This window comes from Guptibacillus hwajinpoensis (assembly GCF_020524165.1).
GTDB lineage: Bacteria > Bacillota > Bacilli > Bacillales > Guptibacillaceae > Guptibacillus > Guptibacillus hwajinpoensis_D.
Genome location: NZ_JAIVKU010000005.1, coordinates 58,875 through 73,037, shown reverse-complemented (window position 1 = coordinate 73,037; position 14,163 = coordinate 58,875). Strand labels below are relative to the sequence as shown.

Below are 14,163 nucleotides of genomic sequence, written 5' to 3'. Positions count from 1 at the left end.
AATGGAACACGGTGCATCCGTATCATCACTCGTAATTGTTGTTGTTATCGCATTTTTAATACCGTTTATCTTACACCGCTTCAGATTGAACTTCTTGCCCGTTGTAGTGGCAGAAATTATTGCTGGGATCTTTATTGGTCAGAGTGGATTTAATCTCGTTCAAGGGGATACGTGGCTTGATACGTTATCAACGCTCGGCTTTATTTTTCTTATGTTTCTAAGCGGTCTGGAAATTGATTTCACGGTTTTTGCGAATAAAAAGAAAAAAGTGAAGCTCCCGAGCGGTAAGTTTGAACCAAACCGTGTTCTTGTGTCGTTCATTGTCTTTGTTCTTGTGTTCGTTGTATCCTATCTCCTTTCTTTATTATTTGTGGTTCTGGGATACACCGACAATGCGTTCTTCATGACGCTGATTATTTCCACCATTTCACTTGGTGTTGTTGTCCCGACATTGAAGGACGCTAATATTATGAAAAGCAGCATCGGGCAAACGATTCTTCTTATTGCCGTTATTGCGGATCTTGCTACGATGATACTATTGGCCATTTTCGTTTCCCTTAATTCAGGTGGAGAAGGGAATATGTGGCTGCTTCTCATTCTTTTCGGAGCTGGGATTCTTCTTTATTTCCTTGGTGCCTATTTCAGACATCTTTCCTTTATTGAAACGATGTCAAAAGGGACGATTCAAATTGGAACAAGGGCCGTATTTACCTTAATTATTGTATTGGTAGGGATTTCTGAAACGGTTGGTGCTGAAAACATTTTAGGTGCCTTCCTTGCAGGGGCACTTGTTTCGTTACTTTCACCGAATACAGAGCTTGTGCAAAAGCTTGATTCATTTGGATATGGGTTTCTCATTCCTATCTTCTTCGTTATGGTAGGAGTCGAATTAGACATCTGGTCCCTATTCCAGGATCCTAAAGTGTTAATTCTTATTCCATTACTATTGATCGCGCTTTTTGCTTCAAAATTAGTACCAGTCGTCGTATTGAAAAAATGGTATGACACCAAAACGGTGCTTGGATCTGGTATGTTGCTAACGTCGACACTTTCACTCGTTATTGCAGCTGCTGAAATCGGTGAGCGTATTAACATTATCGATGATCAATTGTCATCAGCGTTAATTTTGGTGGCAATTATCAGCTGTATTTTAGCACCGATTCTGTTCAAGAAATTAATGCCGAAACCAGAAGAAAGTTCTCATGCAAAGAAGCTGGCGATTATTGGGGCAAACCAAATTACCTTACCGATTTCGCTTGAGCTTAATCCTGCGAACTATGAAACATCGATTTATCATACGAAGCAGGAAAAAGTGGACTCTGAGAAACAAAGTAGTCACTTTAAAGTGATCGAACTATCTGATTATAGTATCGATACCTTAAAAAATAGTTCCGTTTTTGATGCAGATATTCTCCTTATTTCTTCAGGAGATGATGAGACGAATTCAGACATTGCGGTATTTGCAAAAGAATATGGAACCGAGCGTGTCATTGCACGAATTGAACTTACTGAAATAGCGGATCAGTTAAGAGCACTAAACATTGATGTCTTCTCTGTCTTCTTCTCCACAAAAGCCCTGTTAAAAGCGCTCATTGAATCGCCGGGTGTTGTGAACATCTTTACGAGAGAAGAAAACGCGCTTTATCAAATTAATATGAACAATGTGGAATACAATGGTGTTCCTCTCCGTAGCTTCCCGTACCTTGGAGATACGATCATCGTTCGTATCTTCCGTGGGAAAGATTCGATCGTGCCACACGGGGACACAGAACTTCGTATTGGTGATCGCTTGATTGTAACAGGAAGCAGCGAGAGTGTCGATGAAGTGCGAACGTTGTTAAGCTATTAATGCTAGCCCCTTTCTCATAGTGAGAGAGGGGTTTTCTTATGTTTGTGGGATTAGAGAATAAATGTATCGGACAAGGTGATACTTTTTATCATAGGTGACAAAAAGGAGGAGAAGGAATGAATAACGAAATTCCAAAAGTCATTTGTCCCGTTTGTGGAAGGTCCACTGAAATGGAACAGTCAATCACAGCTCAGTCAAATCAGAACATCATTTTTGAATGTCCTGCATGTGGATATGAGAGACGAAATATTCAAACAAGCAAAGGGTGAAAAATCCTCATGGTGCATGTTTGTCAAACCATGTTATACTTAGGACGTGGTGCTAATAACTAATAATAAATTCGAGGAGGAGCATGGATATGAACCTGTCTCTTGAGAACCGTACATATGTTGTGATGGGCGTTGCAAATAAACGAAGCATTGCCTGGGGGATTGCACAGGCATTAAGCAGTGCCGGTGCACGATTGATCTTTACTTACGCAGGTGAGCGTCTTGAGAAAAACGTTCGAGACCTTGCAGGGACGCTGGATCGTGATGATTCCGTCATTTTACCTTGTGACATTACAAATGATGAGGAAATTGAAGCGACATTCACTCAAATTAAAGAAGAAGTCGGTGTGATTCACGGCCTTGCTCACTGTATCGCATTCGCGAAAACAGAAGAACTAAAAGGGGAGTACCTTGAAACAACGCGTGAAGGATTCTTGCTAGCGCATAACATTAGCTCATATTCCCTCACAGCTGTATCGAAAGCAGCTCGTCCACTCATGACGGAAGGTGGAAGCATCCTAACGATGACGTACCTTGGTGGCGAACGTGTTGTGAACAACTACAATGTCATGGGTGTTGCAAAAGCTTCCCTTGACGCAAGTGTGAAGTACCTTGCGAATGACCTTGGAAAAGACAACATCCGTGTGAACGCGATTTCTGCTGGACCGATCCGTACGCTTGCAGCAAAAGGAATTGGCGACTTTAATTCGGTTATTAAAGAAATTGAAGAGAAATCTCCAATGCGTCGCACGGTAACGAAGGAAGACGTAGGAAACACAGCACTATTCTTAATGAGTGATCTTTCAGGAGGAATTACTGGTGAGATGATTCATGTAGATAGCGGATATAATATTATCGCGACTTGATGATAGGAACATTTCCATAAAGAGTACCCTAACGAATGGACAGGAAAAGTCTACTTGTTAGGGTATTTTTCTTTATTATAAGGACTAAATAAATAAAAAGGCTTTATTACCTGTTAAAAAGCCGTCTCCGTTCACCTCCTCTTTGCATTTATTATACAAGGAACTAGCAAAAAGCTAGCTCTACTATAATTTTAATAGGAGGAAATATTTATGGGTTTTAGACCTATTCGTAGATCTGCATCTACAAATTCATGTCAAGCAGAAAATGTTGCAGCATTCCCAACTCCCACTTCACCAAGCTTAATCAAGGTACCCGTTGTATTAGATGCTTTTAATATCCAAATTCCGATGCATGCAAATATCGACCTGCCGGCTGATGTTCTTGAAATCAAGGATATCAAGAAAAGAGTGTTCTTAGATCAGTGTAAATTGCTTTCTAATGCGACTACCCCAACAAACCAGACAAATGATACTGGCAAATTATATATCAGTGGTTTTGTAAGAAAAAATATTAGATACGCAATTAACCCTACAGTATTTGGTGATGACAACCAATTAAACTCAGGAATTCGTTCACTTACTGTTAACGTGCCATTTGATTGTGTTGCCGATGTTGAACTTCAAACTGCACCAGTTGTAGGACCATTCTTAAATAATCGTCAAGAATGGGAGTATGCAATCTCTCGAGATCTTCCAGATGGTTATCCTGAAAAAGACTCGTTAATGGGTACAGATCTATCTCAATTCCATCAGGAAGCTACACAGTATTTCAATGAACTCCCATACTGCGAACTCAATCGTGCCCACATTCTTCAAATTGATGAATCGCTAAATCGTCAACCTGTAACGAATGCTGCTGGAGATGAAGTACTTGGAGAAGGAACATTTACTGCGATCTCTGAAAAAATGGTTCTTGATCTTGATATCACGCTGCTTCAAAAGCAAGTAGTTAACAGAAACTAAAAAAATATATTTAATAAGCTGATCCTATATAGGATCAGCTTATTAAATTGTTAGGGATTCCAACGATTATAAGTACAATAAAATGATACTCGTAAAAAAGGCAGTTGACTAAAAATTCGTCCAAACGACTGTAAGATTGAAGCATAAAATAGTATGAAAAGAATATAAAGGGGGGACAAATTGATGGAAATAGAACCAAGAATTCGAAGTGCCACTATTAACGAACTTATTCCTGAAAAAGTTCAAATCCATGCGATCGATGGAAGTGGCAAGATTGTCAAAATTCCAGTCTTACTACAGAGTATTAAAATTCAAATACCTACTCATGCAAATATAGAGTTTCCAAAAGAAGAACACGTGTTAGAGATAAAAGATATTAAAAAGCGAGTGTTTTTATCTCAATGCAAACTTTTGCATTTAGGCAATGAAGGCACACTTTTTATAAGTGGGTTCGTCCGTAAAAATATCCAATATGCCTCGAATCCCATCAGTTGTAAGCGTAATGAGATTCAAACAAATATTAAGTCACTAACGGTTAATGTTCCATTTGAATGTTATACCAAGATTGATTGTTTCTTAACCGATCCAGTTGGCCCATTTTTTAATACTAGAGAAGAGTTTAATTTTATGATTTCCACTCCGCTTCCATCTGGTTATCCAGAAAAAGACGAGTTACTTTCAGATGATTTATCTCAATTTGCCCAGCAAAGCACGCAATATTTTAATGAGATACCCTATTGCGAACTCGTGAAAGCGGAAATCATAGAAATTGATCAATCTCTTAACCGAAAACCTGGTAAGATCATTAAACCATCGCATGAAAAAGAGATCCTCTTAGAATGTACGTGTGTGGCAAAAGAAGAAGTGAGTCCAAAAAAGAGAGGGAAAAGACGTAAGAAAAAAAGGTCTTTGTTCGATGATGGCGTGACTGTTCGTGTTGAGCTCCCTAAAGAAAAAGTCGAAGTGGTTAAAGTTGAAAAAGAATGCTTGCATTGTAAACAGAAAAAACAAAAGAATGACACGTCCTTTGAGGGCATTTTCACAGAAATGTCCGAGAAAATGGTTTTAGATCTCTCAATAAATTTACTGCAAAAGCAACTTGTTAAATTACCATAAGAGAGGAATCTTTAGATTCAAGACTTTCAAGAAAAACACCTTTTCCAAAGGTGTTTTTTTCATTGAAACAGTACTAAAAATGGTTATGTGTATTCACTCATTTACCTATACCTCGTCCAAGTTCAAACATACACTACTAATAAGCTACGGTGTAGAAGCGAGGTGAGATAAATGTGCAAAAAATGCAGAAGTCTTTTTCATGATTGTCATAAAGAAGAAGAAGTAGAAATCATCTGCAAATGCCAAGTGGTTAAAAAGAAATGCGGTTGTCGAAAAAAACAGGACAAACATCTGGTTTGTAAGTGCAAAGAAGTGGATCATTGTTCTTGTTCTCATTGTCGAAAACATGACAAGCATTTTGTATGCAAATGTAAACTGGTCAAAGAAACGCATCATCAGTGTTGTTGCCATTCCTGTGATTCTAGTGAAGAATTTATTATTTGGGAGTATTAATCTTCCTCATTCCTACCTCCCATGAGAATTGCTATAAACGCCCTCCTCTCAAAATATCTACTCTATAGAGCAGACTATGTAAAAGGTCTACTCTATAGGGTGTTTTTTATGAATAAGGAAGCTAGTTATTAAGGTGGAATATATTGTTTAATAGTATCAATTTCTAGATGTAAAGCGGTAGAAAATAACCCAGGTGATAATTTGGTACATTTAGATTTAAGAATATATTTAAAGATGGTATCAATTAAGACTATATAAAAATATTCTAAAAAAAAGAAGCAAACCAACTAAAAGTTAGATTGCTTCTGGGGAAGAAGAAATAAATTTGGATTTGAGATCTCATTATTTTGCTTTAAGTGGAACGAGGGCTTTCAAATCACGACAATCAATATACAAAGTGAAGTTACTGCCGATCCCATTTGGAAAAACGCTAATTGGAGATACGAGATTACTTACTAAGAATTTTGCGCAGCAAGAACGGTCTCTAAATCCAATAAATGTGGCTTCAATAAATTCTGGGAAACCATCAATTAAAATAAAGAATCTACTTCCTTCACATTCGTTTTTTAATTTCGCACAAAGACACTTTCCACAACTGCTTCTCTTAGAATGATTTGTGCAATGATCAAATAAACTTGACATATGTTAACCTCCTTTTTTTCAATTACTATATCTTATCCTAATGAAGAGATAATGGTTTGGATGAGCACCTAAATTCTAAAGGAATATTACCAATTATATTTCATAGAGAAAGGAGTTCCATGATGGAAAAATTAAAGATCCTGTTTATAACGAGAGATTTTTCTAAGAATATTGAAAAAAGCAGTTATTATTTATCACGTGAATTAAGTAAACATACTGACTTAACACTTTGGCATAAAAGAGGGCACATACAGGCCATTCTTTCTCAATTATCACAAGAACCCGACTTTATACTTTTAAATGACTTCAAGCCAGACTACTGTCCAGAAATTAAAGGTCTTAAAAGTTTAACTGTGCCTTATGGAATAATTATGCACGACCTGCATTATAAAGTGTCACAAAGAAAGAGGTTTATTTTAAAAGAAAATATTCAACACATTTTTTCTATTTGCAGAGATTCCTTTCTAAGCTGGTATCCTGAGTTTGAAGACCGAATGGTATGGTTTCCTTTTCATGTACCAGAAGATATTTTCAGAGATTATGGTGAAAACAAAATTTATAATGTTCTAATGATGGGGGCAATGGATCCAAGATATTACCCATTACGGGTAAAGATGGAAGAAGAAATGAGGAGTGTGAATGGGTTTGTTCATCTCAAACATCCAGGGTATGGAGTTATAGATGACGGTAAGGTCTTAACAGGGGAGATTTATGCAAGAGAAATAAATCGTGCTAAACTATTTTTAACATGTGATAGTTCTTTACATTTTCCTCTATTAAAATACTTTGAAGTATTAGCTTGTAAAACTTTATTGTTAGCACCTTCAAACCAAGAACTTCAGGATCTTGGCTATAATGATGGAGAAAACTTTGTATCGATTAACGAATCCAACTTTAAAGAAAAGGCGTTTTATTATTTGAGTAATGAATTGGAAACCCAGAGGATTGTAAATAATGGATATGAAATGGTTCATAAGAATCACTCTACAGAATTGAGAGTGAAACAATTGATCACACGCGTGAAGGAAATCATAAACGATCGGTAGCTACCAATCGTTTATGATTTTTTTAATACGCAAATGTCCAATTTATTTATTATGTACTCTTTTTGAGTATTTAATGAATATGTTCAGTACTTTTTGAATGAGATTTCATATTATATTAAAGAGCTAAGACAAGATTGGATTAAGGTGATGATTTTATGAAAGTTGGTGTCATTGGGACAGGGAAAATGGGTGAAAACCACATAAGTATGTATTCAACATTAATGAATTCCTGTCAGTTGATAGGAGTATATGATATAGATTACAATAAAGCGCTTGAAATTGCTGGGAAATATAACTTAAAGGCGTATCGGGAATTGAGTGACTTATTAAATAATGTAAATGCGGTTAGTATTACCACGCCTACTCATACTCATTTTGACATTAGTATCGAATGTATAAAACATCATGTACACATTTTAGTCGAAAAGCCTATCACGACATCTCTTGAGCAAGCAAGTGAATTAATTCAACTAGCGCACGATTCTGGAGTTATCCTTCAGGTAGGTCATATTGAGATTTTTAATCCGGTCGTTAAAGAGCTTGAAAAAATACTTTCCAATGAAAAAATTCTAGCCGTTGATGTACACAGATTGAGCCAATTAGATAATCGGACGGCTAATTGGGACGTAGTCTACGATTTGATGATTCATGATATATACATTCTTCAACATCTTTTAAATAAAGAGATTCAACAGATTTTTGCTTTAGGTCAAACATACAATAATGTAATCAAGCATGCTATCGGCCTCCTGGAGTTTGAGGGCGGAATTATTTCACAGTTAACTTCAAGTCATGTTACAGAAGATAGAGTAAGATCGATGAGAATCATAACAACGAAAGCATTTATAAAGGTAGATTTTTTAGAGAAAAAAATAGAGATTTCTCGTTCTCCGAAATTTTGTTCAGATCAATTGAAATCTTATTATAATCAACAAAGTCTGGTAGAAATCATATCAATTCCAAACGGCAATGCGCTTAAATTAGAATTGCAGGATTTCATTGATTCAGTCTCAACTAATAGAGAACCAAAAGTTACCGGAGAAGACGGTCTCAATGCTCTAAAAGTAGCGGACAAGATTAGTCGATTAATCTTGAATGGCGACTCTAAATCTAAAAATCATTAGGTGGGGATAGAGATGATTGATGATTCGGTTTATATTGATACAAGCTGCAAACTAGGACGAAATATTGTCATTGAGAAAGACGTTAAAATAGGAAGTAATGTAAACATTGGCCATAATACAGTGATTTTGGAAAATACAATCATTGGAGATAATGTGCAAATTGGTTGTAATAATGTGATGGGTTGTCAACCTAGTAAGAACACAAGAATTATAAATGATGTTAAAAATCAAGATTCTCTCATTATTAAGGCAGGAAGTATTATTGGGAATGGCGTTGTACTATATGCTGGTACGACAATAGGTGAAGATGTTTTCATTGGTGATCAAGCAAGCATAAGAGAGAATAGTAACATTGGTAATTCTACCGTGATTGGTAGAAGTGCCAAAATTGAATGTAGAACAAGTGTCGGATCTATGTGCGTTATTCAAACTGGAGCATATATTACTGCCGATATGGTTCTTGAAGATAATGTATTTATTGGCCCTGAAGTGTCTACGTCAAATGATAAACACATGAGACGTTCATTAACACCTCTCAAAGGTCCTTATCTAAAAAGCGGAGCTAGTGTAGGGAATAATGCTACATTGCTTCCTGGAATAGTGATTGGAAAGGATTCGGTTATTGGTGCAGGTTCTGTTGTAACAAAGGATGTTCCGGATTCAACTGTTTTTATAGGTAATCCAGCTAAAGAAATTAATTCTATAAAGGGAAGAGGGAAGAAATGACAATCCCTTTGATCGATCTTTTATCGCAATATCGCTCGTTAGAAAGTGAGATTGACAGAGCAATTAAAAGAGTTTTAGAAAGTGGAGTATATATAAATGGTGAGGAAACAAAGTCGTTTTGCACTGAAATCTCTGACTATACAGGTGCGGATTTTGCAATTCCGACCGCAAATGGGACAGATTCTTTGATTCTTTCAATGCAAGCCTTAAACATAGGTGACGGGGATGAAGTCATTACATCCCCCTATTCTTTTTTTGCAAGTGCCGAAGCTATTGCTCGAGTAGGTGCAACTCCAGTTTTTGCAGATATAGACCCGCTAACTTACAATTTGTGCCCTGAAAAAGTCGAGAAAAAAATAACAAACAAAACGAAGGCAATCATTCCAGTTCATATTTTTGGTCAACCTGCAGAGATGGACGCATTTATTACATTAGGAAAAAAATACAATTTATTTATTATTGAAGATGCTTGTCAAGCATTAGGAGCTCGGTATAAAAATCAGCAGGCAGGAACGATTGGAGTGGCAGGTTGTATTTCATTTTTTCCTACTAAAAATCTTGGTGGTTATGGTGATGGGGGTTTAGTTCTTACGAATAATGAAGAACTTGCACAAAACGTTCAATTACTTGCATCACATGGATCTTCTGAGAAATATTATCATGAAGTAATTGGTTATAATAGCAGATTAGATGAGATACAAGCTGCTATCCTAAGAATTAAACTAAAAAAATTAGATGAGTGGAATCAAAAGAGAAGAGAAAAAGCAATGATTTACTCCAGTGCATTTAACACTTTAGAAATCACAACACCTTTTACTAAAGAATACGTACAACATGTATTTCACTTATATATTATACAATCCAAGAACAGTAAGAAATTATCCGCTTTTCTTGGCAAACGTGGGATTGCAACAGGTCATTATTATCCATGTCCACTTCATTTACAGAAGGCGTTCCGTTCTTTAGGTTATAAAAAAGGCGATTTACCAGTAGCTGAAAACCTTGCGAACCAGTCGTTAGCTTTACCCCTTTTTCCTGAATTAACAAATAATCAACAGCGAAACATTATATCTTGTATTCAAGACTTTGAAGGTTAAATTCGAGGTTATCAAAATAATATGATGAGGGTTTCATTTCGTGTTTGGATTGGAATCTAAAAAAGATTTTCTGACAGAAACACTTTGTGCCAGAAAATCTTTTTTTGTCATAATGATATTTGACTACGATCGATTAGTTGAGATTGATTTGAGGAGTAAAAGTTTTTACTGACGGTTGTAAGCATATTCCGAAATTTGTATTACTAGATTCGATCATTTGTTTAATTAATTCAGTTATATCAAAGTAGTATTCGTTATTAGATGATGTTTCAGCCTTTAAAGTCATAATGCGGCTTGAAAGTTGAGGAATGTATCCCTGAATAATCATGTTATCTGACAATTCATTAAGTAGAAAATGACAATGTATAACAGGGTTTCTCGCTACTGGTGAATTGGGTAAAGTAAGAGTTAATTTTGCTGATTTCATTTTGAAATTCTCAGTAATCATGTCTTTTTTTATAATGATGCGTTTTGGTCTTCGCTCAGATAATATGAATTTATTGGTTTGTTGTTGACTATTCATTTGATCCACAGGAACGGGGTTTTTTACTATTGATCTCGAATTTAGTTTTTTAGATTTTAGATAAGGATTAATTTTCTTCACCATTTCTTCAATTCGATGGACATAAGTATGATGCTCACGTACATACGATTTTCCTTTCGATGAAATAGCTCTCCTTTTTTTATTATGTTTAAGATAATAGTTAGCCAACTGAACGGTATCTTCTGGATTCATGCTCGTAAGGAGGTGTTCCCCTACAGTGAAATGGCGGTGAACAGCTGGAGAATCTGTGGTTAATAAAAAACTACCGCATGCCAAACTTTCGTAAGTTCTTTGTGTGAGTAGCCCATCAGCGTTCTGTATGCCAAGAACGATTTTTGAAGAACTATAAACTTTTGATATATCTTTATAATCAATTGGACCGCGCAAGCATTTTTTAGGTATTTCAAATGAAAGCTGGTTACGGTGTTCAATCCAACCAGGTCCCCATACGTTTACTTCGAAACCATTCTCAATGAGAGGATGTAGTAATTTTTTCAAAGATTTTATTCTATAAGATTCTTCTGTATCGATCCAAGGTTTGTAAGTAGCGATTAATGAAATATCAGAACTAAATTCTTCAAGTGGAATATGCGTTTTTTGCCAATCTGGATGACATGCAAAAGGCAAGTAAGATGAAGGGATTCCAATACGATGATACATTTCTACAGAATCATAATCATGGGTAAACATGTAATCTGGCTTACCAGTATTTACAATGAATTTGGACCAAGTTTCTGTGTGAAGAGGGTCTTCGAACGACCAGTGTACATAAAGAGCACCACTATTATTGCAATAATTTCTTATCGTTTTAAAATTTGACTCTGTGTGAGCATTGTTCCACCCACTAGTTAGTATGACATCAGGCTCAAACAATTCTAATTTACTTTGTAGAGAATTAGAATCTTCATATTTATCTGAAGTCCGAACTGACATCCCTGCTTTAACCAATGCGTCTGCAATCATATCAGTAAAAAGCGATTGATCTAAGTAGAACCACTTCATGCAAGATCACTCATTTCTTTTAATCAATTTTCTTTTCTTTAAAAAACGATCGGAGAAAATATCCGATCGTTTTTATGATTTTGATGGTTTCCAAGTCGTTTTCCCACAGGACTTACAACCTGATTTATGTTTAGTAGGATTGATTATGGTTTTACGAGTGCGTCTTCTTCTCTTAACTTCTCGATAAAGTGCTTGTAAATCAGCCTTTTTCATTCATATCCTCCTCATTCGAGCTTTTCCATTGAATAATACATACTATTCATGCTCGAACGTAAGGTGTTGAGATGTTTAAGGCTATCTATAAAATGGGTTAATAACTGATTTCTTAGCAGTTTCTCGATTGAATTTAAATGGATTAAAGGGTTCAGGGGTGAAAAGGGATTGTTTAGATGGAAAAGGAGATATGGTTTTATGTTCCTTACTTGAGTCGTTTGGGGAGCTCTTTCTCTGTTTAAACGAAGAATATTCATCTGGAAGAGAAGGCCACTCAGAAATGGTCGGTGCTGAAATTTGATAAGAAGAAAAGAGAGGATTAATTTTTTCAAGTACAGATGTAAGCAGATGCTCATATTGATCGATCGATAAATGATCGATCGGTGTAAAGAAGGGTTTCATATAATATTGAATGGTCAAATAAGAAAGCCACTCCATTGAAGTTTCAATATGTTCGGGGTGAATTGAACACATTAATGAAGAAAATGCATCAGGTAACCATATGTTTTTGTGAATTCTCTTTTGTAAATCTAAGCTTTTCTTGTTCATTCCTTTTAGATGATACGTTTTTTCAGGCGTAATTAATGAGAGTGGGTATTCATATTTATCGGAAATGTTGACGTAAATATTTAAATCTGTAACAGTAGCATGATCGCTCGCTTCTATACCAGTGTGAGTTAGTAATGAAAAGAAAAATAATGCTCGGTCGTTAGCATCAATATCCAAATAGACTTTTTTCGAACTTAGTGATCCTGTTAATCGATTATCTTGCAATGAAATCCCCCAATAGGGTAAAAGAATTTTAAGTGCCTCTAAGTCATTCCTATTCAGGTGACAAATCTCTTTATCTACCCACATTAAACGATTCAATTCCTTCACTCCCTTAAATTTGATATTTGCGCCTGCTATCCAAATTTGGGCCACTCCTTCTGTTGCATTTCTGTGCTAATTCCATAGTATGTAGGGAATCAACCTATCATGTGAAAGAAAGGAAGGAACGATATGGGTCACAAACCACATAAGAAACACACCGTTCCAACAGCTACGAATAGCTTGCAGGATGAGTGTATTCGCGTTCAAAAAGTATACGACTGGGTGACCGATCAGCTTTCTGTAAGAAAGACAATTAAATTTACAGATCATCAGCTAAAGAAGATCGAATGTGCTATGGAAGATCCTAGCCGCCGTCCCCTCCGTATTGTTTGTAAAACACCAGAAGCACCTCCATTGTTCCCACTCTCAGACAGTGAGCATACAGAAGATGACTTCTTCTGTGAACAAATTGGAGAAAAACGTGATGTAAGCGTAGCGATCCCTGGTGGGGGATTTGCCGATGCTCAACTCGTTGATCTTCTCTTTACAACGGATGTAAAGGTGAAGGTTGTTGACCGTCATGGTAAGGTAGTCACAGATTTGGATGTAAATGCATCTGTTCTTGAGTCATTTGTCTTGTGTTTCCCGAATGGAACAGATCTTTTCTGTCGAATTACTAAAATTGTTTGCCGCATTCCTTCAGGAACAGTACTATTAAACGCCCCAGCACCAGATTCCTTTGATCTTGAAGTCGTTTTCTGTGTTGATATTCAAGTAGAAGCAGAAGTAAAACTTGAGGTTCTTGCGAAGTTCTGTTCACCTCGTGATAATGATCTTATTGCACCTGACTCAATTGATGAATGTCCTCCTATTGAATTTCCTGAACAGTGTCCAGATATATTCCCTCGACCAAATTGTGATTGTTCACTATCTGGTGAAGCGAGTGGCGAAACGGACTCTGAAGATGAAGGTAAAGCAACATTACTTGTGAATATTTGCGATGATTGCAGCCTGTCAGGTAGTTCGATGAAACTGAATTTCCATGACACCGATTCAAGTGATGGAAAGCACGACTTTACATTCACAGCTACAAGCTTTGATCAGGATACGCTCGAATGTAAAGAGTGTGGGGATGGACTAAAGTTCATCATTGAGGGTAGCGGAGAAACCGATCGTGGTCGTAAGCTTGACTTTAAATTAGCTGTCGTTGATTCTGACGATGATCAGTGGTTTGAAGTTCACTTATTGAATCGTCGAGGAAATGTAGTATTCAATACAGGAACAGTAGAAGTTGAAGAAGGCGAATTAACAATCGATGATTGCATCTCTTTTGAAGATTTAAAGTATAAGAAACAGCCATAAATCAGTAGTGCAGGAGATCATATCCTGCACTTTTTTGTTATGAAAGAAGACCTACTACTCATACATATAGAATAAGGT

General features: G+C 36.4%; 15 protein-coding genes. 10 read left to right on the top strand and 5 right to left on the bottom strand.

The window, feature by feature from the left end:
* Position 1 precedes the first annotated feature (1 nt).
* From LC090_RS13340 to LC090_RS13320, 5 genes are all read left to right on the top strand, one after another.
* Entirely contained in the window at positions 2 to 1,849 is a 1,848-nt protein-coding gene (locus tag LC090_RS13340) for a monovalent cation:proton antiporter family protein (protein ID WP_226658539.1), read from the top strand.
* A gap of 116 nt (positions 1,850 to 1,965) precedes the next feature.
* Entirely contained in the window at positions 1,966 to 2,118 is a 153-nt protein-coding gene (locus LC090_RS13335; RefSeq protein ID WP_226658538.1) for a hypothetical protein, read from the top strand.
* An 89-nt stretch (positions 2,119 to 2,207) separates the two neighbouring features.
* The gene (gene fabI / locus LC090_RS13330) at positions 2,208 to 2,984 is read left to right on the top strand and encodes an enoyl-ACP reductase FabI (RefSeq protein WP_226659366.1); all 777 of its coding nucleotides are present in this window, start codon (positions 2,208 to 2,210) and stop codon (positions 2,982 to 2,984) included.
* 210 nt (positions 2,985 to 3,194) lie between these two features.
* Positions 3,195 to 3,947, top strand: a complete 753-nt coding sequence (locus tag LC090_RS13325; RefSeq protein WP_226658537.1) for a CsxC family protein — start codon at positions 3,195 to 3,197, stop codon at positions 3,945 to 3,947.
* A gap of 183 nt (positions 3,948 to 4,130) precedes the next feature.
* Positions 4,131 to 5,063: a CsxC family protein gene (locus LC090_RS13320; RefSeq protein ID WP_226658536.1), complete on the top strand. Its 933-nt coding sequence runs from the start codon at positions 4,131 to 4,133 to the stop codon at positions 5,061 to 5,063.
* A gap of 144 nt (positions 5,064 to 5,207) precedes the next feature.
* On the opposite strand, the gene LC090_RS13315 is transcribed toward LC090_RS13320, so the two are convergent.
* Together LC090_RS13315 and LC090_RS13310 are read right to left on the bottom strand one after the other, a co-directional pair.
* Positions 5,208 to 5,474: a hypothetical protein gene (locus LC090_RS13315; protein WP_226658535.1), complete on the bottom strand. Its 267-nt coding sequence runs from the start codon at positions 5,472 to 5,474 to the stop codon at positions 5,208 to 5,210.
* A 384-nt stretch (positions 5,475 to 5,858) separates the two neighbouring features.
* Entirely contained in the window at positions 5,859 to 6,158 is a 300-nt protein-coding gene (locus LC090_RS13310) for a hypothetical protein (RefSeq protein ID WP_226658534.1), read from the bottom strand.
* A 122-nt stretch (positions 6,159 to 6,280) separates the two neighbouring features.
* Here LC090_RS13310 and LC090_RS13305 point away from each other — a divergent pair, with 122 nt between their 5' ends.
* The 4 genes from LC090_RS13305 (at position 6,281) to LC090_RS13290 (ending at position 10,151) form a co-directional block, all read left to right on the top strand.
* Complete coding sequence (locus LC090_RS13305; RefSeq protein ID WP_226658533.1) at positions 6,281 to 7,204, top strand: glycosyltransferase; 924 nt, start codon at positions 6,281 to 6,283, stop codon at positions 7,202 to 7,204.
* A 155-nt stretch (positions 7,205 to 7,359) separates the two neighbouring features.
* A complete protein-coding gene (locus LC090_RS13300) occupies positions 7,360 to 8,328 on the top strand; it encodes a Gfo/Idh/MocA family protein (protein ID WP_226658532.1) in 969 nt (322 codons plus the stop codon).
* A gap of 12 nt (positions 8,329 to 8,340) precedes the next feature.
* Positions 8,341 to 9,054 carry an N-acetyltransferase gene (locus tag LC090_RS13295; RefSeq protein WP_226658531.1) on the top strand — a complete coding sequence of 238 codons (714 nt, stop codon included), beginning with the start codon at positions 8,341 to 8,343 and terminating at the stop codon, positions 9,052 to 9,054.
* Positions 9,051 to 10,151: a DegT/DnrJ/EryC1/StrS family aminotransferase gene (locus tag LC090_RS13290; RefSeq protein WP_226658530.1), complete on the top strand. Its 1,101-nt coding sequence runs from the start codon at positions 9,051 to 9,053 to the stop codon at positions 10,149 to 10,151. Before LC090_RS13295 ends, LC090_RS13290 begins: the two co-directional genes overlap by 4 nt.
* 133 nt (positions 10,152 to 10,284) lie before the next feature.
* Here LC090_RS13290 and LC090_RS13285 read toward each other — a convergent pair whose 3' ends face one another.
* The 3 genes from LC090_RS13285 to LC090_RS13275 form a co-directional block, all read right to left on the bottom strand.
* Positions 10,285 to 11,697, bottom strand: a complete 1,413-nt coding sequence (locus tag LC090_RS13285) for a glycosyltransferase (protein WP_226658529.1) — start codon at positions 11,695 to 11,697, stop codon at positions 10,285 to 10,287.
* Between the two features lie 72 nt (positions 11,698 to 11,769).
* Positions 11,770 to 11,910: a hypothetical protein gene (locus tag LC090_RS13280; RefSeq protein WP_226658528.1), complete on the bottom strand. Its 141-nt coding sequence runs from the start codon at positions 11,908 to 11,910 to the stop codon at positions 11,770 to 11,772.
* Between the two features lie 81 nt (positions 11,911 to 11,991).
* Entirely contained in the window at positions 11,992 to 12,780 is a 789-nt protein-coding gene (locus LC090_RS13275; RefSeq protein WP_226658527.1) for a hypothetical protein, read from the bottom strand.
* A 132-nt stretch (positions 12,781 to 12,912) separates the two neighbouring features.
* On the opposite strand from LC090_RS13275, the gene LC090_RS13270 reads away from it, so the two are divergent.
* A complete protein-coding gene (locus tag LC090_RS13270) occupies positions 12,913 to 14,085 on the top strand; it encodes a hypothetical protein (RefSeq protein WP_226658526.1) in 1,173 nt (390 codons plus the stop codon).
* The last annotated feature ends 78 nt before the right edge of the window (positions 14,086 to 14,163 follow it).